We start from the raw sequence: 18,767 nt of genomic DNA on the forward strand, positions 1-18,767 counted from the left end.
ACGCGGGGGACGGATATGCGGGCGAGGGGCTGGTGGTCGTGGCTGGCGCGGGCCGGTGTCGGCCTGGGGGCGTTGCTGGCAGCGGGCACCGCCCAGGCCCAGGAGGCGCGGCCCTGGCTGGACCCGACCCTACCCACGCCCCGGCGCGTCGACCTGGCGTTGGGCCAGATGACGCTGGATGAGAAGATCGCCATGGTTCATGGCAACTTCGGCTCCATCCTCAAGAAGACCCGTCCCGACGACAAGCGCATCGGCGCCGGCCATGTGCCGGGCGTGCCCCGCCTGGGCATCCCCGACCTTTATGAAAGCGACGCCAGCCTGGGCGTGGCCAATGGCGGCACCATGCGTCCGGGGGATGTGGCCACGGCCCTGCCGTCCAGCTTGGCCACCGCCGCCACCTTCGACCCCGACATCGCGTATGAGGGCGGTGCCATGATCGGGGCCGAGGCGCGGGCCAAGGGGTTCAACGTCCTGCTGGCCGGCGGCGCCAACCTGACCCGCGACCCCTGGAACGGCCGCAACTTCGAGTATCTGGGCGAAGATCCGTGGCTGACCGGCGTGATGGCCGGGGCCGCCATCCGGGGGGTGCAGGACAACGGCATCATCTCCACCCTCAAGCATGTCGCCCTGAACGCGCAGGAGAGCGGGCGCTATGTCCTGGACGCCCGCATCGACCAAGCGGCCCTGCGGGAAAGCGACCTGCTGGCCTTCCAGGTCGCCATGGAGCGGGGGCGCCCGGACTCCGTCATGTGCGCCTACAACAAGGTGAACGGGGACTGGTCGTGCGAGAATGACTGGCTGCTGAACCAGGTGCTGAAGCGCGACTGGGGTTTCCCCGGCTGGGTCATGTCCGACTGGGGTGGGGTGCATTCCACCGTCAAGGCGGCCCTGGCCGGGCTGGACCAGGAATCCGGGCAGGAGCTGGATCGCGAGGTGTATTTTGGCGACCCGCTGCGGGCGGCGGTGGACCAGGGCGCCGTCCCGGCGGCGCGGCTGGACGACATGGTCCGCCGCATCCTGGGGCGCCTGTTCGACCGGGGGCTGGTCGACCGGCCGGCGCCCGACATGCCGCAGGCCATCGACTATGCCGCCCACGGCCTGGTGGCCCGGCGCGCGGCAGAGGCGGGCGCCGTCCTGCTGCGCAATGAAGGGGACCTGCTGCCGCTGTCGACCGCGCTGAAGCGGGTGGTGGTGATCGGCGGTCATGCCGATATCGGCGTGCTGTCCGGCGGCGGGTCCTCGCAGGTCCAGGCCGTCAGCGGCACGCCGCTGCGCCTGCCCATCCCCAACGGGCCGGCCAACCTGGGCTTCATCAAGATCACCTACCACGGGTCCTCCCCCCTGGCCGCCCTTAAGGCCCGGCTGCCGGGGGCGGAGGTCACCTATCTGGACGGGTCCGATCCGGCGCGTGCCGCTGCCGCCGCCAGGGGCGCCGACGCGGTGCTGGTCTTCGCCGAGCAGTGGCGGACCGAGGCCATCGACCTGGAGACCCTGGCCCTGCCGGATGGCCAGGACGCCCTGATCGCCGCCGTGGCGGCGGCCAACCCGCGCACCGCCGTGGTGCTGGAAACGGGGGGCGCCGTGCTGATGCCCTGGCTGGGCAAGGTGGGTGCCGTGCTGGAGGCCTGGTATCCCGGCGACCAGGGGGGCGAGGCCATCGCCCGCGTGCTGTTCGGCGAGGTCGATGCCGGCGGCCGCCTGCCGCTCACCTTCCCCGCGGCCGAGGCCCAGGCGCCCCGCCCGCGCATTCCCGGGCTGGAGAATGTGAAGGCCGCCGCGGCCGCGCAGGCGTCCAAGCCGCGCACCCCGGGCGCCACCACCGTGGACATCACCGGCGGCGTCCAGGCCTTCGACGTCGCTTATGTCGAGGGCGCCGACGTGGGTTACCGCTGGTATGCCCGGACGGCGCGGGAACCCCTGTTCCCCTTCGGCTACGGCCTGTCCTACAGCCGCTTCCGCCATGGCGGTTTCGCCGCCCAGGGCGGTGCCGCGCCCTCGGTGCGCTTCACCGTCACCAATACCGGCTCGCGGCCGGGGGTGGACGTGCCCCAGGTTTATGCGCTGGTTCCTGCCGCCGATGGCAAGCCGGTGCGCCGGCTGGTGGCCTTCAAGCGCCTGGAACTGGCGCCGGGCCACAGCGCCACCGTGACCCTGCCCATCGACCCCCGGCTCATCGCCCGCTTCGACGCCGACGGCGCCGTCTGGAAGGTGACGGCCGGCCTGGTGCCTCTGGTGCTGGCGTCGCACGCCACCGCCGACGGGCCGACCGCCAGGCTGTCGCTACCCGCCCTGTCCCTGAAGCCCTGACCCCCTGAAACCCTGACACCGGTTCCGCCCCATGCCCGCGCACATCGTTGCCACCATCCGTATCACCGATCCCGCCCGCTTCGCGCCGTACCTGAAGGGCATCGCCGGCCTGGCGGAGGCGCATGGCGGCGAATACCTGGTGCGGGCCAAGGTGGATGAGGTGGTGGAGGGTGCGGTGGACCCGGAGGAGCGGGTGGTGGTCATCCGGTTCCCCACGGTCGAGGCCGCGCGCGCCTACGTCCACTCCGACACCTATCGCGCGGCGGCGGCCTTGCGGCAGGGGGCGGGAACGGTGGAGACGCGCCTTTTGGCCGATCCGGCCTGACAAGCCCCGATAGCGGGACCCTCTTTAGCAGGACCAAAGGTTCGATGCCCCAGACGCTGTATGAGAAACTGTGGACCAGCCACGCCGTGGCCGAGCTGCCCGGCGGAGAAACGCTGCTGTATATCGACCGGCACCTGGTCCATGAGGTCAGCAGCCCGCAGGCGTTCGCGTCCCTGCGGGATGCCGGCCGCCGCCTGCGCCGGCCGGACACCCATCTGGCCGTGGCCGACCACGCCGTGCCCACCCGCGTGCGGGGCGGGGAGATCGAGGATCCGCTGGCGCGGGCCCAGGTCGCGGAGCTGGAGGACAACGCCCGCCGCTTCGACGTGCCCTACCGGCCGCTGGACGGGGATCTGCAGGGCATCGTCCATGTCATCGGGCCGGAGCAAGGCTATACCTTGCCGGGAATGACGCTGGTGTGCGGCGACAGCCACACCACCACCCACGGTGCCTTTGGCGCCCTGGCCTTCGGCATCGGCGCCAGCGAGTGCGGCACGGTGATGGCGGCCCAATGCCTGAAGCAGCGGCGGGCGCGGACCCTGCGGGTGGACCTGGTCGGCCAGGCGCATCCGCTGGTCACGGCCAAGGACATCGCCCTGGCCGTCATCGCCCGCATCGGGGCCCTGGGCGCCAGCGGCCATGCGGTGGAATATGCCGGCCCGGCGGTCGAGGCCATGTCCATGGCCGCCCGCATGACCCTGTGCAACATGACCATCGAGGCTGGCGGCCGCGTCGGCCTGGTGGCGCCTGACGAGGTGACCTTCGCCTATTTGAAAGGGCGTCCCCTGGCGCCCAAGGGGCCCCGCTGGGACCAGGCGGTCGCCTACTGGCGGGGCCTGCGCTCCGACCCGGACGCGGTGTTCGACCGGGTGGTGACGATGGACGTGTCCCACCTGGCGCCGCACGTCAGCTGGGGCACCAGCCCGGATGAGGCCGCCCCCATCACCGCGTCCATTCCCGAGCCGGCGACGCTGGGCGAGGACAGCGCCCGCCGCCACGCGGAAAAGGCGCTGGCCTATATGGACCTGCGACCGGGCACGCCCCTGACCGACATTCCCATCCAGCGGGTATTCATCGGGTCCTGCACCAATGGCCGTATCGAGGATTTGCGCGCCGCCGCCGCTGTGGCGCGCGGACGCCGGGTGGCGTCCGGGGTGCGTGCCATCGTCGTGCCCGGTTCCACCGCCACCAAGCACCAGGCGGAGGCGGAGGGTCTGGACGCCGTGTTCCGGGCGGCGGGCTTCGAATGGCGCCACGCGGGGTGTTCCATGTGCGTCGCCATGAACGACGATCGCCTGGCCGCCGGTGAGCGCTGCGCCAGCACGTCCAACCGCAATTTCGAGGGGCGGCAGGGTCCCGGCGGCCGCACCCATCTGATGAGCCCGGCCATGGCCGCCGCCGCCGCCGTGACCGGCAAGCTGACGGACGTGCGCGCGTTGACGGCGATGCCGGCGACGGGCCCCGTGGAGGAAATGCGATGATCCAGCCCTTTGTCCGTGTGGCCGGGGCGGCCGCCGCGCTGCCGGAAGAGAATGTCGACACCGACATCATCTATCCCGCGCGCTTCCTGCTGATCACGGCCCGCCTGGGCCTGGGCCCCTACGCCTTCCATGACCGGCGCTTCCATGCCGATGGCAGCGAGGTGGCGGACTTCGTCTTCAACCAGCCCGCCTGGCGGGAGGCGCCCATCCTGGTGGCGGGCGCGAACTTCGGGTCGGGGTCCAGCCGCGAACAGGCGGTGTGGGCCCTGCTGGGGCGCGGCATCCGCTGCGTCATCGCCCCCAGCTTCGGAGAGATTTTCCAGGCGAACTGCCACCGCAACGGCGTCCTGCCCATCACCCTGCCGCCCGAGCAGGTGGCGGCCTTGAGCGCTGACGCCGTTGAGGCCAGGGCGTTCGAGGTGGATCTGGAGGCGCAGGCGGTGACGGTCGCGGGGAAGGCCCCGTTGCCGTTCACCATCGACCCGGAACGCCGGCGCGCCCTGCTGAACGGCTGGGACGAGACGGCGACCCTGCTGAACGCCCACGGCGCCGACATTGAGACATTCGAGGGCCGCCACCGGCGGCTGCAGCCCTGGCTGTTTGACGCGGAGACCGACGCATGACTGACGATTTGGCCGCAAATTACGCCCGCGCCTACGGCACGCGGGTCGGGTTCGGGGCACGCCCCGCGCTGATCATGATCGACTTCTGCCAGGGCTATTTCGACCCCGCCTGCGATCTTTACGCGGGCGTGGAGGATGCGCTGGCCTCTGCCCTGCGGGTGCGGGCCGCGGCGCGGGCGGTGGGGGTGCCGGTCATCCTGACCAACGTCGTGTATCACCCAACCGCCATTGACGGTGGCCGCTTCTATGAGAAGGCCGCCCCGCTGCGCTACTTCCTGAAGGGCAATCCCATGGGGGGCTGGCCGGCCGGGCTGGTGCCGGAGGAAGACGAGCTGGTGGTCAGCAAGCAGTATCCCAGCGCCTTCTTCGGCACCTCCCTGGCCTCGACCCTGACGGCTTTGGGCGTGGACAGCGTCCTGCTGACCGGACTGACGACCAGCGGCTGCGTGCGCGCCACCTGTGTCGATGCCATGTCCCACGGCTTCCGCACGGCGGTGATCGCCGAGGCCTGCGGTGACCGCCACCAGGCCCCGCACGACGCCAACCTGTTCGACATGAACGCCAAGTACGCCGACGTTGTGGGGGAGGGCGACGCCCTCGCCTTCCTCGGCACGCTGATGCGCTGACGAAAAAACGCCGCCTGGGGGGCGACCCCCGGGCGGCGTTGGCCCCGTTACACCAGCCCGCCTCAGCGGAACAGGCGCGGGGTGAAATCTTCCAGGTAGGCCCGCCAGTTGATCCAGGTGTGGCCCCCGGCGCTTTCATTGTAGACGTACTTGATCCCGTACTGATCCAGCACCTTGCGCGTGGGCGCCACGCCGCTGAAGACGGGGTCGCTCTTGCCCACGGCGTAGTAGACCAGGCCAGACGTCTTGGCCCGCGCCTTCAGCTTGGTATCGTTGGCCGCCAGGTAGCGCGCCACCTGGTCGTCCCCGAACAGGCCGATGCTGAACACGCCGATGGATCCGAAAATCTCCGGATGGGGCAGCCCGAACTGGATGGTGTGGGCGCCGCCCATGGACAGGCCGGCCATGGCCCGCGCCTCCGGCTTGGCCACCGTGCGGAAATGCGCGTCGACATAGGGCACCAGATCCTTGAGCAGGTCCGCGCCGAAGTCGGTGTTCTCCATTCCCTGGACGCCCTCCCGCATGGGCGTATGGCCCTGCGGCATCACCACGATCATCGGCTTCACCTTGCCGGCCGCGATCAGGTTGTCGAGGATCAGGTTGGCGTTGCCCTTGGCCGTCCAGGCGTCGTCGCTGTCGCTGTAGCCATGGACCAGGTACAGGACGGGGTAACGCTCCTTGCCACCCGCCTCATAGCCCGGCGGGGTGTAGACATGGGCGCGGCGGCGCAGGCCCAGGCTGGACGATTGATAGTCCAGGACCGACACCAGGCCGTGGGCCACGTCGGCCTTGTACAGCTGGTTGGCCACGTCGGGCCCGGCGATCTCGAAGACGGACTGCGGACCGCCGAAGCCTTCGGCGAAGCGCACGCCTTGCGGATCGGCGACCCGCAGGCCATCGACCTTGAACGCGTAGGTGTAGACGCCCGGCGCCACCGGTGCCGACGTCGTCGCCGACCAGTAGCCTTGCTCATCCTGGGCCATGGTCAGGCCGGGCGGCGTGCCGTCCAGGCCGGTGGGCACGCCGTTCACCTCGCCGGCGAAGACGCGCGCCTCGCGCACTCCCGTGGCGCACAGGCGGAAGGTGACACGCCCGTCGGCCTGCGGTTCCACCGACGGGTAGAACAGCGGCGGCTGCATGAAGGACCGTTCCTCGCACGCTGGCAGCGCGGCTGCGGCCGCGCCAGCGGAAATGGAAAGCAATAGGGAATAAGTGATAAACGGAATAACTCGACGCATCATCGCTCCGTCATTCGATAAGAGCCATAGGTGAAAAAGTCGCCAAGAAAAAAGGCGCACGCGGGTGGTCCGCATGCGCCCCTTACAGCTTGATCAGAACTTGTATTTCATCTGCAGGCCCAGGGTCCGGCGCTCACGCAGGCCGACCTGGATCGTGGAGTAGTTGTAGTTGGTCGAGCCGGGGCTGAACAGGATGTTGTCGGAGGCCGACACATAGCTGGTGTTGTCGAACAGGTTGTTCACGAAGAAGTCGACCGACACCGGGCCCTTGGTGATGCCCGTGCGGAAGTTGACGACGTGCGCGTCCTCGGTCTTCAGGATGTTGGCGACGTCGGTCCAGAAGCCGGACTTGTAGATATAGTCCACGCGGCTGAACCAGGTGGCGTCGCCCCAGCTTTTCAGGCTGCCGTTGAACATGACGCCCGTGGTGGCGGAGTATTTGGAGGTCAGGGGCAATTGCTTGCCCTTGAAGTTGGTGATGCCGCTGTAGTTGGTGACCAGGGGTGCCTTGTACTCTTGCACGTCCGTATCGGTGTAGGCGCCGCCGGCGTTGAAGGTGATCATGTGGTTCAGGCGGTAATTGGCCTGCAACTCCAAGCCCTTCATGTCGGTGCTGCCGGCGTTGATGGTGCCGAACACGCTGCCGAAGCCGCCGCCGTTGAGAACGAAGGTCTGGATGACCTGGTTCAACTGGTCGCGCCACTGGGAATAATAGCCGGCGGCGGTGAAGTTCATGGCACCTTCCAGCGCCTTGCCCTTGATGCCCAGTTCATAGGTCGTGACCTTTTCCGGCTTCACGAACAGGTCGATGCCCAGGCTCTTGGCGACGGCCGCCGTCTGACCGGAATAGCTGGCGACCACGGTGTTCAGCGCCGCGGTGTTCACACCCTTGGCCACCGAGGCATAGGTCATCAGGTCGTCGGTCCATTGGTACTGGACGATGAAGCGCGGCAGGAAGTTATTGAAGTCGCGGCTGCCCAGCAGGGAGCCGGCCTTGTAGGTGCCGGCCGGCAGGAACGTGCTGTCGGTGATGGTCTGGTTCCCGGTGGAGGCGATGTAAGAATACAGCTTGTCCACCTGATAGCGGCCTTCGGCGCTGACCGTCAGCTTGCTGGTGATGTCGTAGGTCAGGCCGAAGAAACCGCTCAACGTCTCCGTCTCGGACTTGCCGGACGGCGTGACGCGGTTGTTGGCGATGATGGTGTCCAGGGAGTCGGTGGTGCGCAGGGACGTGCTGTCCAGGTAGCTGAAGCCGGCGACGCCGCGGAAAGCCCCGCCGTTGTCATAGCTGAGACGCACTTCCTGCGACCAGTCCTCGGTCACGCTCTCAACCAGGTAGGCGGAGCTGTAGGTGCTGCGCTGGCCGTTGGTGGTGGTGTAGGTGGGGTTGGCGATGCCGGAGCCGTCATAGTTGATGATGTCGGAAACCGAACTCCACTGCTCATGATTGTAGCCGGTCAGCGAGCTGACGGTGAAACCGGTGTCCGGAATTTCGTAATCGACCGTCAGGTGGCCATGCTTGTAATCGCGGACCAGGCCGTATTTCTGCGCGGCGTCGCCGGGGCTGATGATGCGGTTGGTGGACACCGCCAGGGCCTTGCGCACATAGGCGTCGGTGATGGTGTTGGCGGCGGGCGAGCCCGAGGGCAGCGACGGGGTGGTGCCGCAGATGAAGGGGCTGCCGTTGACCGTGCAGTTGCTGAGGTTGGGGACCACGATGTTACCGCTGGAGTCCTTCACCTGGCGCGCACTCAGCAGACCCATGGCGGCCGGGCCGTCATCGTCGTGCGAGATCAGGCCGAAGGCCTTGATCGACAGGTTTTCCGTCGGCTTCACGGTCAGCAGCGCGTTGCCGCTGGTGGATGACTGGTCACCCAGGGTCTGGCTCGGGTTGGCGGCGTTCTTGTAGGAACCGTCCTTGGAATAATGGTCGGCGCCGATGCGGAATCCCACTTTGTCATCGACGATGGGGCCGTCCACTTCCGCCTGAAGGCGGCGGTTGTTGCGCGTGCCCACCATGGCGGTGACGCTGCCGCCATAGTCGTTGCCCGGCAGCTTGTTCACCACGTTCAGGGCGCCGGCGAAGGCATTGCGGCCGAAATAGGCGGACTGCGGACCCCGCAGCAGTTCGACGCGCTCGGGGTTCGACACGCTCATCACCGCGGTGGCCGACGACACGGGCACGCCATCGATGAAGGTGGCGACCGGCGTGGTGTCGGTGGTGGCCGGGGTGAAGCCGCGCAGGATGATCTGCTGGAACGACCGGTCGGACCGGCCGGAGAAGTTGTTGTTGATGTTCAGGCCGGGCGTCTGGTCCGCCAGGTTGTTCAGGGAGACGATGCCCTTCTGGTCGATTTCGGCGCCGGTGACGGCGGCCACCGAGACGGGGGTCTTCAGGATGTCTTCCTCGCGCTTCCGCGCGGTGACGACAATCTCATCCAGCTCCATCGCGTCATCTTTATTCTTCTTGTCGCTTGGCGCTTCGACGGCGACGGCCGACGTGGCCGCCATGATCACCCCGATCGCGGCCAGCAGCGGAATCCGAGAGACCCCCCAAATACCCTCAATCCTCAAGACAGACATCTTCTTCTCCCAGATTTGGCCTCGTCATTGCGAGTGCCGGCTTCCCCAGTGTGATTGCCGCCCCTTGCAAGAAGGTGCGGACAGCCCCCCAGTCCCGTCCAAGATCACGGGGCCACATCGAAGGGCTGATTGACTTTGTTTTTTGAATGATTGGGTTTGGCGCGGAACGTCTCAAGCGAAGCTCTCCGGCTGTCCATTAGGTGGGCAGACCTGGGTCCGATCGCGGTCGCGCAAGCTGATTCGGGGGAGGGCCAAAGGCCTTCCGCTCTACAGTTTTACTGTGTATTTCCAAGTTTTATTTTGAATAAAGTGAGTTTATGGCCCTTTGGCAGGGGGTTTTTGTCGGTTATTCATGTCTGTGGCCGTGAAAGGATTCCGGTTCGTAAATTTTCCACGAACCATTACCGTGGGGCGAAGGCCCCCGGCCTCTCGGGATAGCGCGGGCCCAGCGCGGATGCCGGGGGCTTTACGCCATCGTTGGGAGCGGGCATGCCGTCGCCGGCGTTGAGAAAGGCGCGCAACAGTCCGGCGGCGTCGGCCGTGTGCTGATCCAGGAACCCGTGCCCCCAGCCTGGCACCTCCAAAATGCGGCTGCTGGGGGCCAGGCCCTCTGCCCGTCGGGTGTAGAGATCCAGGTCGTCGCCCGTGTTCAGGATCAGGAAGGGTTGCTGAACCAAGGGCATGCGGCCGCCCAGGTCATAGGCGAAGGCGGCGCTGTGTCCCCATTCCCCCTTGCGTCCGGCGATCAGCGCCTCGGGGAATGCTTCCGCCACATGCTCCAGTGTCACGCCCGGCCGCAGGTGGTGGTAAAGGAAGCTCTTCCACCGGGCTAGCACGTGGCTGCCGTCCGCCGTGACGCTCAGCCCGTGGTAATAAGTCTCGAACTGCCGCCTGTCCTCATCGGTGAAAACCGGTGCCGACACCGTCACCAGGCGCCGCACCCGCGTGGGCGACAGCAGCGCCATCTCCACGCCGATCATGGCGCCGGTGTGATAACCGAAGACATCCACCGGCGTGGTGACGCCCAGGGCCGTCAGGCCCGCGTCCAGGAAACGGGCATAGTCGGCGATGCTGGGGGGCGCGTCCGGCGGGTCCGATTGGCCGAAGCCGGGCGTGTCGAAGGCGATGGCGTGCCGGTCGTCCCCCAGGTCGCCCAACAGGGCCTGGAAGGTTCGGCTGGACATGGGACTCATATGGATGCACAGCAGCGGCGCGTGCTTGCCCTGGTCATCCTGTGGCTTGGCCTGCCGCACATGCATCTGCCCACAGGGCCCGTCCACATATGCGCGCCGTACCAAAGCCATCGCCCATCCCCCTGATTTCTCGCAATTTAAAAAGTATATCTATATATCAATCTCGACATTGTCCAGCACCCTGCTTCAAGGGTTATGCGGCGGGGCGCAGCATGGGATAGGTGAACAGGAAAAAGTGCGTCGCGTTCAGGCCGACATGGGCCAGGATGGCCGCCGGCAACCCGCCGTGGCGATAGGCCAGGCCATAACCGATGCCGGCAACGCCCCCCAGGATGACCCAGGGCAGCCCCCCGCCCGCATGGGCCAGGCCGAACAGGGCGGACGCCGCCACCAGGGCCAGGGGCTCACCCCAGCGCCGGTGGCGCAGACACCGCGCCAGGCCTGCTTGGATGTAGCCCCGGAACAGGGCCTCCTCCGCCACCGCCACGAAGGTCAGGTTGTCCAGCAGCCACAGGCCGGTACCGGCCGGCCATTTCGGCGCCCAGGCCACGATGCCCAGGATCAGGGCGGCGGCCAGGCAGGCGGCCGACGTGGCCAACCAGGCGACCGCCGCTACGGCCAATGTCCGGCCTGGCGGGCGCAAGGCCCGCACCGCCGGCACGAAGGCCAGCAGCCAGAGCCCCACCAAGGGCTTGTCCAGGTTCAGGTACAGGGTGAAGGGCACCGCATCCGGGGTAATGGGGGCCGGCCCCATGACGCGCGGGTTGTGAAAGCCGGGCCACAGATGGGCGGACAGGGCCACGGCCAGCACCAGGAACAGTCCGTGGCCCACCCGTCGCACAACAGTGGGCCGGTTTTCGCGCACCGCCCAGGCCATAACGGCCAGCAGACCCAGGGCCAGGCCCGCGGGCCAGCCCAGCAGGCCGTTCGCGGCCGCCACCGCGATGGTCCCGCCCAGCAATGTTGGCACCCAGGGGCGGAAGCGGTCCGTCCAGGCGGCGGCGGTGGCCATCGCCAGTAAAATCCAGGGCAGGGCGGGCATCGGCATCCAGTCTGCGCAGGGGATGGGGCCGCTTTCCCTAACCCAGCGGCAGGAAGGGCCGCAAGTGGCGCGCCGTGCGGCTGTCGGGGCAGGCGGCCACCAGGTCCGGCGGCCCAGCCGCCACCACGCGCCCACCCTCGTCCCCGGCACCGGGGCCGATGTCGATCACCCAGTCGCTGGCTGCCGCCACCCCCATGTCGTGATCGACCACCACCACCGTGTTGCCGGCGGTCACCAGGGCGTCCAACTGGGCCAGCAGCCGGTCCACGTCGCTGGGGTGCAGGCCGGTGGTCGGCTCATCCAGCACGTAGAGCGCTCCGCCTCGCTGCGCCCGCTGCAACTCCGTCGCCAGCTTGATGCGTTGCGCTTCCCCGCCGGAAAACTCCGTGGCCGGCTGGCCCAGGCGCAGGTAATCCAGTCCCACCTCCCGCAGCACGGTCAGGGACCGGCGCACGGCGGGTACGTCATGGAAGAAGTCGCTGGCCGCCGCCACCGTCAGGCCCAGGACATCGGCGATGGTCTTGCCGCGATAGGTGATCTCCAGCGTCTGGGCGTTGTAGCGGCTGCCGTGACAGACGGGACAGGGGGCGTAGACGCTGGGCAGGAACAGCAGTTCCACCATGACGAAGCCCTCGCCCTCGCAGCGGGGGCAGCGCCCCTTGGCCACGTTGAAGGAGAAGCGGCCGGCGTCATAGCGCCGCCGCTTGGCCTCCGGCGTGTCGGCGAACAACGCCCGCACGTGGTCCAGCAGGCCGGTATAGGTCGCCAGGTTGGACCGGGGGGTGCGGCCGATGGGCTTCTGGTCCACGCGGATCAGCCGCTTGATTCCGGAAAGCCCCCCCTCGATCCGGCCCTCGGTCTCCGCCGCCGGCTCCTGCTCCAGCAGGGCTTCGGCGTCGGCGGGCTCCTCCTCCACCGCCACGGGCGCCCCCAAGGCCTTGGTCACCAGTTCCACCAGCGCCTGGCTGACCAGGCTGGACTTGCCGGAGCCGGAAATGCCGGTGACGGTGGTCAGGCAGCCCAGGGGAAAGGCGCAATCCAGGGCCTTCAGGTTGTTGCGCGTCACGCCTGCCAGGCGCAGCCAACCCGCCGGTTCGCGCCGCGCCGGCCGGGGGCGGTGGTCCGCCGCGAACAGATGGCGGGCGGTTTCTGAGGCCGCGACGGCGCGCAAGCCCTCCGGCGGACCGCTGTAAAGGATTTGGCCGCCGCCCTCCCCCGCCGCGGGGCCGACATCGACGATCCAGTCGGCGTGGCGCACCACGTCCAGGTCATGCTCGACCACGAACAGGGAATTGCCCACCGCCTTCAACCCATCCAGCGCGCGCAGCAGCGCCTGGGTGTCGGCCGGGTGCAGGCCCGCCGACGGCTCATCCATCACATAGACCACGCCGAACAGGTTGGAGACGACCTGCGTCGCCAGCCGCAGACGCTGCAATTCCCCCGGTGACAAGGTGGGCGTGCTGCGCTCCAGCGTCAGATAGCCCAGGCCCAAATCCAGCAGCACGGCCAGGCGCCGGCACAGGTCGGCGGCGATACGGGTGATGACGATGGCTGTTTCCGGCCGCGCCCGGCGCAGGTCCCGCAGCCGTTCCGACCCGTCGTCGGCATAGGCGGCGAACAGGGACGCGATGCGCTTCAGCGGCAGTTGGCCCATGGCCGCGATGTCCAGCCCCTGGAAGGTCACGGACAGCGATTCCGGGCGCAGCCGCTTGCCGGCGCAGGTGGGGCAAGGGCTGCTGACCATGAAGCTGGCCGCCCGCTTTTTCATCATCGCGCTGTGCGTGGTGGCGAAGCTGTGCAGGACGTGGCGGCGGGCGCTGGAGAAGGTGCCCATGTAGTTGGGCGGCAGCTTTCGGCGGATCGCTTCCCGCACCTCGGCGGCGGTGAAGCCGGGATAGACCGGCACCTCCGGCTGTTCCTCGGTGAACAGGATCCAGTCGCGCGTTTCTTGCGGCAGGTCGCGCCAGGGCGTGTCGACGTCGATGCCCAGGGTGATCAGGATGTCGCGCAGGTTCTGCCCGCCCCAGGCGGTGGGCCAGGCCGCCACCGCCCGCTCCCGGATGGTCAGCGACGGATCGGGCACCATGGATGCCTCCGTCACCTCATGCACCCGGCCCAAGCCATGGCAGGTGGGGCAGGCCCCCTCAGGCGTGTTGGCGGAGAATGCCTCCGCCTCCAACAGCGCTTGGCCCGGCGGATAGTCGCCGGCGCGCGAATACAGCATGCGCAGAAGGTTGGACAGGGTGGTGACACTGCCGACGGAGGAGCGGGCAGTGGGCGACCCGCGCTGCTGCTGCAACGCCACGGCCGGCGGCAGCCCTTCGATGGCGTCGACGTCCGGCACGCTCATCTGGTGGAACAGCCGGCGGGCGTAGGGCGACACCGATTCCAGGTAACGGCGCTGCGCCTCGGCATACAGGGTGCTGAACGCCAGGGAGGATTTGCCCGAGCCGGAGACACCGGTGAACACCACCAAAGCGTCGCGCGGGATGTCCACGTCGACAGTCTTCAGATTGTGCTCCCGCGCGCCGCGTACGCGGACGAAACCGGCTTTGGCCGTGTCCGTTTCGGCGGCGTCTTCGGGATCATGACGGTCGTGCATCCTTGCCTCCTCGCGCCGGGGTGGGGGACCCGGTCAGGAGGCAAGGTGCCACAGGCGGGCGCCCGGGGGCATTCTACGATGGTGGCCCGGACGCCCGCCCGGCGGTCCCGGTGTTCCCCGATGGGTCAGTGCCAGAGGTTGGTCTTGGCCAGGTCCACCAGCTCGTCGCCCCGGCCGCTCATCACCGCCTTCAGCATGTACAGGGTGAAGCCCTTGGCCATCTGGGCGTTGATGGCGGGCGGGATGGGCAGCTCCGTGCGGGCGACCACCGCGTCCACCAGCACGGGGCCGTCATGGGCGAAGGCCTCGCGCAGCCCCGGCTCCACCTCATAGGGCCGTTCCAGGCGGATGCCCTTGATGCCCACGGCCTCCGCCAGGGCGGCGAAGTTGGGATTGTCCAGGCCGGTGCCGAAGGGCAGGAAGCCGGTGGACTTCTGCTCCACCTCGATGAAGCCCAGGGCGCCGTTGTTGAAGACGATGATCTTGGCCGGCAAGCCCCGCTGCTTGAAGGTCAGCAAATCGCCCATCAGCATGGTGAAGCCGCCGTCGCCCGACAGCGATACCACCTGCCGCCCGGGGAAGGCCGCCTGCGCACCCAGCGCCATGGGCATGGCGTTGGCCATGGACCCGTGCCAGAGCGAGCCGATCAGCCGCCGCCGGCCGTTCATGGCCAGATAGCGCGCCGCCCAAACCGTGGGCAGGCCCACGTCGAAGGTGAAGATCGCGTCCTCCGCCGCCAGGTCGCTGACCGCCTTGGCCACCTGCTGCGGATGGATCATGCCTTCGCTGCGGTCCGGTGCCGCCAGGGCGTCCAGCTCGGCGCGCGTGCGGCGGTAATGGCGCAGCGCCTTGTCCAGGTGCGCGCCGTCCGTCCGGGGCGTCAGGCGGGGCAGCAGGGCGCGCAGGGTGGCGCCGACGTCGCCCACCACGCCCAGGTCCAGCGGCGCCCGGCGGCCCAGCTGGCCCGGCCGGATATCGACCTGGGCCACCGTCACGTCCGCCCCCTTCGGGTAGAACTGGCGGTACGGGAAATCCGTGCCCAGCATCAGCAGCATGTCGGTATCCAGCATGGCGTAATAGCCGGAGGAAAAGCCGATCAGGCCGGTCATGCCCACGTCATGGGGGTTGTCGTACTCCACATGCTCCTTGCCCTTCAGGGCATGGACGATGGGCGCCTTCAGCGTTTCCGCCAGGGCCACCACCGCCTCGTGCGCCCCGGCGCAGCCGGACCCGCACAGCAGCGTGACGCGGGGGCTGGCGTTCAGCAGGTCGGCCAGCGCGGCCAACTGCTCGTCCCCCGGCACCACCACGGGCGGCTTCGGCACCAGGCCGGCGGGCTTCAGCGGCGCGTCGGTCGCGGCCTCTTTCAAGGCGACGTCGCCGGGGATGACGATGACGGACACGCCGTGCTCCCCGATGGCGGTCCGCAGCGCGATCTCCAGGCTGCGCGGCATCTGCGACGGGTCGGACACCAGCTCGCAATAATGGCTGCATTCCCGGAACAGGTCCTGGGGATGGGTTTCCTGGAAATAGCCGGACCCGATCTCGGGCGAGGGGATGTGGGCCGCGATGGCCAGCACCGGCACGCGCGAGCGATGACAGTCGAACAGCCCGTTGATCAGGTGCAGGTTGCCGGGGCCGCAGCTGCCGGCGCAGACGGCGATGGTGCCCGTCAGGTGCGCGTCGGCGCTGGCGGCGAAGGCCGCCACCTCCTCATGCCGGACGGCGATCCACTCGATATCGCCGCGCCGGCGCAGCGCGTCCGTCAGGCCGTTCAGGCTGTCGCCCACGACCCCATAGATGCGTTTGACGCCGGCGGCGGCCAGCGTGGCGGCGAATTGATCGGCTACGGTCATGGACATGGACGGCGGTCTCCTCATGAGGGCAGGGATCTGGATCAGGGGGCAAACGGGACCCCGGTGGCATGGGTTCCACCGGGGCGTCGGTTGGTTACAGGCCCGCGCGCGACCGGCCCAGGACCTTGCGGTTGACGACGTGCAGCGGCATCTCGCCTCGCAGCGCGCGTGCCACCTCACCCGGCGCGCCGCTTTGCAGTTCGGCGAAGGCTTCGACCGAATACCAGGCGGCGTGGGGGTTCAGGATGACGGTGTCGCGGTTCCGCAAGGGGTGGTCCGCCGGCAGCGGCTCCGGCACCGTGGTATCCAGGGCGGCGCCGGCCAGGCGGCCCGAGTCCAGCGCACGGACAAGGGAGTCCTGATCCACCACCGCGCCCCGGGCGCAGTTCACCAGGATGGCGCCGGGCCGCATCTTGGCGAACACCGCGTCATTGAACAGTCCGCGCGTCTCCGGCAGCAGGGGGCTGTGGATGGAAACAAAGTCGGCCCGCGCCAGCAGGGTGTCGAAATCCACCTTTTCACCCGGGGCCTGGAACTGCCCGGCCTTGACGAAGGGGTCATACCACAGCACGGCAACGCCGAACGCGGCCATGCGGGTGGCCACCCGCCGGGCGATGTTGCCGAAGCCCACCAGGCCCAGGGTCTGGGTGGACAGCCGCCGCATGGGGGCCGCCGCCATGACGTCCCAGCGTCCGTCACGCACCGTGCGATCCAACAGCGCCGTCTTGCGCGCGGCGCTCAGCAGCAAGGCCACGGTGTGGTCCGCCACCTCCTCCACGCAATAGGTCGGGTTGTTGGTGACGATGATGCCGGCGTCGGTGGCGGCGTCCAGGTCTATGGTGTCCACGCCGATGCCGTAGCGGGCGATGATCTTGCAGCGGCCCATGCGGGCCATGGCCTTGGCGGTGATGGGCCCGGCATACGTGTTCAGCAGGGCGTCGCAGTCGGCCGCCGCTTCCAGGAACTCATCTTCCGTCTTGGTGTGCAGGGCCACCACCTCGATATCCGGGCCCAGGATGCGGCGCTCCATGTCCACGCTGTCCCAGACATAGTCGGAAATCACGACTTTCAGTCGGCTCATGATGTCGTCCTCTTTGATCGGGCTCTTTGACCGGGTCGGGTCAGCCGGCGGGCCAGGCGCGGATCTCCTGGCGCTGGGTGCCCAGGCCATCCAGGCCCAGGGTCACCACGTCGCCGGCTTTCAGGAACACGGGCGGCTTCTGCCCCAGGCCCACGCCGGCAGGCGTGCCGGTAGCGATGAGGTCGCCTGGCTCCAACTGGAAGAAGCGGGAGACGTAGCTGACGATGGCGGCCACGCCGAAAACCAGGTTGCGGGTATTGCCGTTCTGGCAGCGGTGGCCATTAACCTCCAGCCACAACGGCGCCTCGGCGTAACCCGGCAGGTCGTCCGGGGTTACCAGCCAGGGCCCCATGGGCGCGAAGCCGGGAAAGCTCTTGCCCTTGGTCCACTGGCCGCCCCTTTCCATCTGGTAGGACCGTTCCGACAAGTCGTTGACCAGGCAGAAGCCGGCGATGTGCTCCAGGGCCCGGGCCTCCTCGATGTACAGTCCGCCCTGGCCGATGACGATGCCCAGCTCGACCTCCCAATCGCCCTTTTCCGATCCTTTGGGCAGTGTCACGGGGTCGTTGGCGCCGGTGGGGTGGCACCCCTTCAGAAAAATCGTCGGCTCCACCGGGAGGGGCAAGCCAACCTCCGCCGCATGGTCGGTATAGTTCAGGCCGATGCAGATAATCTTGCCCACGCCGGCCACGGGCGGGCCCAGGCGTGCGGCCTGATCGGCGGCCAGGGGCAGGCTGTCGATGTCCAGCGCCTTCAACCGGGCCAGTTCACCCGGGGCAAGGGTGGCGGGAGTTATGTCGGGGATATGGGCGCCAAGGTCGCGCAGGCGGCCGGCGGGATCCATCAGGGCAGGCCGCTCTCGGCCCGGCGCGCCAATACGTGCCAGTTTCATCGGCTAATCCTGTCGGTTCAAGGGACGGGGCGTCAGCCCTTCCAGGGGGCCAGGAAATCCAGCAGCAGCGTGTTCACTATTTCCGGCCGCTCCTCCTGGGGCAGGTGGCCGCAATCGGGGATGGGAACGGCGACCAGGTCGTCGGCCATCTCGGCCCACACCTTGGCCATGTCGAACAGCTTGCCCACGGCGTGGAAGTCATTGCCCCACAGGGACAGGACGGGGCAGGCGATCTTGGTGTCGGCGTCGGCCTTGTCCTGGGCCAAATCCGCCGCGTTGGCGCGATAGTCGGCCATGGCGCCGCGCACCGCGCCGGGCGCCTGGTAGGCCCGGACATAGGTGTCGAACGCCTCGCCCGTGATGGTGCCGGGGTCGAAGGTCCAGTCGGAGAAGAAGTGGCGCAGCCAGATGTGCTCCCGCCCCGCGATCAGGGCCTCCGGCAAATCCGGCACCAGATGGAACAGGAAGAACCAGTAGGACTTGGCGATGGCGGCGTTCAGGTCGCGGGCCACGATGCGGGTGGGCACGTTGTCCATCACCACCAGCCGGTCCACCAGGTGCGGGTGATCCTTGGCGAAGCGGGTGGCGACGCGCGCGCCCCGGTCATGGCCCACCAGGGCGATCTTGGGGATGTCCAGCGCCCGCATCAGTTCCACGATGTCGCGGGCCATGGTGCGCTTGTCATAGCCCGCCGCCGGCTTGTCGGTTTCGCCATAGCCCCGCAGGTCGGGGGCGATGACGCGGTACCGATCGGCCAGGGCGGGAATCTGGAAGCGCCAGGCGTAGTTGGTCTCGGGAAAGCCGTGCAGCAGGATGACGGGCGGGCCCTCGCCCGCCTCCACCACGTATTGGCGGATACCGTTCGCCTGGATGGTGTAGCGTTTCTGGGTCATGGCCGGGGCTTGCTCCTCACCGGTT

General features: G+C 68.5%; 14 protein-coding genes. 5 read left to right on the plus strand and 9 right to left on the minus strand.

Features of this window, described 5'->3' with window-relative positions; genetic code table 11:
- The first annotated feature begins 15 nt into the window (after positions 1–15).
- Genes FBZ90_RS01200 through FBZ90_RS01220 form a run of 5 tightly spaced genes read left to right on the plus strand, consistent with a single transcriptional unit; the run spans position 16 to position 5,362 of the window.
- Positions 16–2,307: a beta-glucosidase family protein gene (locus FBZ90_RS01200; RefSeq protein WP_145729179.1), complete on the plus strand. Its 2,292-nt coding sequence runs from the start codon at positions 16–18 to the stop codon at positions 2,305–2,307.
- Positions 2,308–2,338: 31 nt separating this feature from the next.
- Positions 2,339–2,632, plus strand: a complete 294-nt coding sequence (locus FBZ90_RS01205) for a DUF1330 domain-containing protein (protein ID WP_145729181.1) — start codon at positions 2,339–2,341, stop codon at positions 2,630–2,632.
- A 44-nt stretch (positions 2,633–2,676) separates the two neighbouring features.
- Complete coding sequence (leuC, locus tag FBZ90_RS01210) at positions 2,677–4,113, plus strand: 3-isopropylmalate dehydratase large subunit (RefSeq protein WP_145729183.1); 1,437 nt, start codon at positions 2,677–2,679, stop codon at positions 4,111–4,113.
- Positions 4,110–4,736, plus strand: a complete 627-nt coding sequence (gene leuD / locus FBZ90_RS01215) for a 3-isopropylmalate dehydratase small subunit (RefSeq protein ID WP_211101872.1) — start codon at positions 4,110–4,112, stop codon at positions 4,734–4,736. The genes leuC and leuD overlap by 4 nt, the downstream gene beginning before the upstream one ends.
- The gene (locus tag FBZ90_RS01220; RefSeq protein ID WP_145729185.1) at positions 4,733–5,362 is read left to right on the plus strand and encodes an isochorismatase family protein; all 630 of its coding nucleotides are present in this window, start codon (positions 4,733–4,735) and stop codon (positions 5,360–5,362) included. The genes leuD and FBZ90_RS01220 overlap by 4 nt, the downstream gene beginning before the upstream one ends.
- A 62-nt stretch (positions 5,363–5,424) precedes the next feature.
- Here FBZ90_RS01220 and FBZ90_RS01225 read toward each other — a convergent pair whose 3' ends face one another.
- From FBZ90_RS01225 to FBZ90_RS01265, 9 genes are all read right to left on the minus strand, one after another.
- Complete coding sequence (locus tag FBZ90_RS01225) at positions 5,425–6,501, minus strand: alpha/beta hydrolase (RefSeq protein ID WP_211101873.1); 1,077 nt, start codon at positions 6,499–6,501, stop codon at positions 5,425–5,427.
- A 192-nt stretch (positions 6,502–6,693) separates the two neighbouring features.
- Positions 6,694–9,111, minus strand: a complete 2,418-nt coding sequence (locus tag FBZ90_RS01230) for a TonB-dependent receptor (protein WP_186455538.1) — start codon at positions 9,109–9,111, stop codon at positions 6,694–6,696.
- Positions 9,112–9,584: 473 nt separating this feature from the next.
- Positions 9,585–10,487 (minus strand): alpha/beta fold hydrolase, encoded by a 903-nt coding sequence (locus FBZ90_RS01235; protein ID WP_145729191.1) that lies wholly within the window; start codon positions 10,485–10,487, stop codon positions 9,585–9,587.
- A gap of 82 nt (positions 10,488–10,569) precedes the next feature.
- The gene (locus FBZ90_RS01240) at positions 10,570–11,418 is read right to left on the minus strand and encodes a CPBP family intramembrane glutamic endopeptidase (protein ID WP_145729192.1); all 849 of its coding nucleotides are present in this window, start codon (positions 11,416–11,418) and stop codon (positions 10,570–10,572) included.
- A 37-nt stretch (positions 11,419–11,455) separates the two neighbouring features.
- Positions 11,456–14,020 carry an excinuclease ABC subunit UvrA gene (locus FBZ90_RS01245; RefSeq protein WP_145729194.1) on the minus strand — a complete coding sequence of 855 codons (2,565 nt, stop codon included), beginning with the start codon at positions 14,018–14,020 and terminating at the stop codon, positions 11,456–11,458.
- Positions 14,021–14,145: 125 nt separating this feature from the next.
- Entirely contained in the window at positions 14,146–15,882 is a 1,737-nt protein-coding gene (poxB, locus tag FBZ90_RS01250) for a ubiquinone-dependent pyruvate dehydrogenase (RefSeq protein ID WP_145729197.1), read from the minus strand.
- An 88-nt stretch (positions 15,883–15,970) separates the two neighbouring features.
- Complete coding sequence (locus FBZ90_RS01255; protein WP_186455539.1) at positions 15,971–16,957, minus strand: C-terminal binding protein; 987 nt, start codon at positions 16,955–16,957, stop codon at positions 15,971–15,973.
- Positions 16,958–16,997: 40 nt separating this feature from the next.
- On the minus strand, positions 16,998–17,849 hold the full coding sequence (locus tag FBZ90_RS01260) for a fumarylacetoacetate hydrolase family protein (protein WP_145729201.1): 852 nt from the start codon (positions 17,847–17,849) through the stop codon (positions 16,998–17,000).
- A gap of 32 nt (positions 17,850–17,881) precedes the next feature.
- Positions 17,882–18,742 (minus strand): alpha/beta fold hydrolase, encoded by an 861-nt coding sequence (locus FBZ90_RS01265; protein ID WP_145729203.1) that lies wholly within the window; start codon positions 18,740–18,742, stop codon positions 17,882–17,884.
- Between the last annotated feature and the right edge of the window lie 25 nt (positions 18,743–18,767).

This window comes from Nitrospirillum pindoramense (assembly GCF_007827955.1).
Classification (GTDB): Bacteria; Pseudomonadota; Alphaproteobacteria; order Azospirillales; family Azospirillaceae; genus Nitrospirillum; species Nitrospirillum amazonense_B.

Bases quoted from the DNA above. Each gene is read 5' to 3' on its own strand.
- FBZ90_RS01200 (WP_145729179.1), top strand. From the start codon at position 16: ATGCGGGCGAGGGGCTGGTGGTCGTGGCTGGCGCGGGCCGGTGTCGGC.
- FBZ90_RS01205 (WP_145729181.1), top strand. From the start codon at position 2,339: ATGCCCGCGCACATCGTTGCCACCATCCGTATCACCGATCCCGCCCGC.
- leuC (WP_145729183.1), top strand. From the start codon at position 2,677: ATGCCCCAGACGCTGTATGAGAAACTGTGGACCAGCCACGCCGTGGCC.
- leuD (WP_211101872.1), top strand. From the start codon at position 4,110: ATGATCCAGCCCTTTGTCCGTGTGGCCGGGGCGGCCGCCGCGCTGCCG.
- FBZ90_RS01220 (WP_145729185.1), top strand. From the start codon at position 4,733: ATGACTGACGATTTGGCCGCAAATTACGCCCGCGCCTACGGCACGCGG.
- FBZ90_RS01225 (WP_211101873.1), bottom strand. From the start codon at position 6,501: ATGCAGCCGCCGCTGTTCTACCCGTCGGTGGAACCGCAGGCCGACGGG.
- FBZ90_RS01230 (WP_186455538.1), bottom strand. From the start codon at position 9,111: ATGGCGGCCACGTCGGCCGTCGCCGTCGAAGCGCCAAGCGACAAGAAG.
- FBZ90_RS01235 (WP_145729191.1), bottom strand. From the start codon at position 10,487: ATGGCTTTGGTACGGCGCGCATATGTGGACGGGCCCTGTGGGCAGATG.
- FBZ90_RS01240 (WP_145729192.1), bottom strand. From the start codon at position 11,418: ATGCCCGCCCTGCCCTGGATTTTACTGGCGATGGCCACCGCCGCCGCC.
- FBZ90_RS01245 (WP_145729194.1), bottom strand. From the start codon at position 14,020: ATGCACGACCGTCATGATCCCGAAGACGCCGCCGAAACGGACACGGCC.
- poxB (WP_145729197.1), bottom strand. From the start codon at position 15,882: ATGTCCATGACCGTAGCCGATCAATTCGCCGCCACGCTGGCCGCCGCC.
- FBZ90_RS01255 (WP_186455539.1), bottom strand. From the start codon at position 16,957: ATGAGCCGACTGAAAGTCGTGATTTCCGACTATGTCTGGGACAGCGTG.
- FBZ90_RS01260 (WP_145729201.1), bottom strand. From the start codon at position 17,849: ATGAAACTGGCACGTATTGGCGCGCCGGGCCGAGAGCGGCCTGCCCTG.
- FBZ90_RS01265 (WP_145729203.1), bottom strand. From the start codon at position 18,742: ATGACCCAGAAACGCTACACCATCCAGGCGAACGGTATCCGCCAATAC.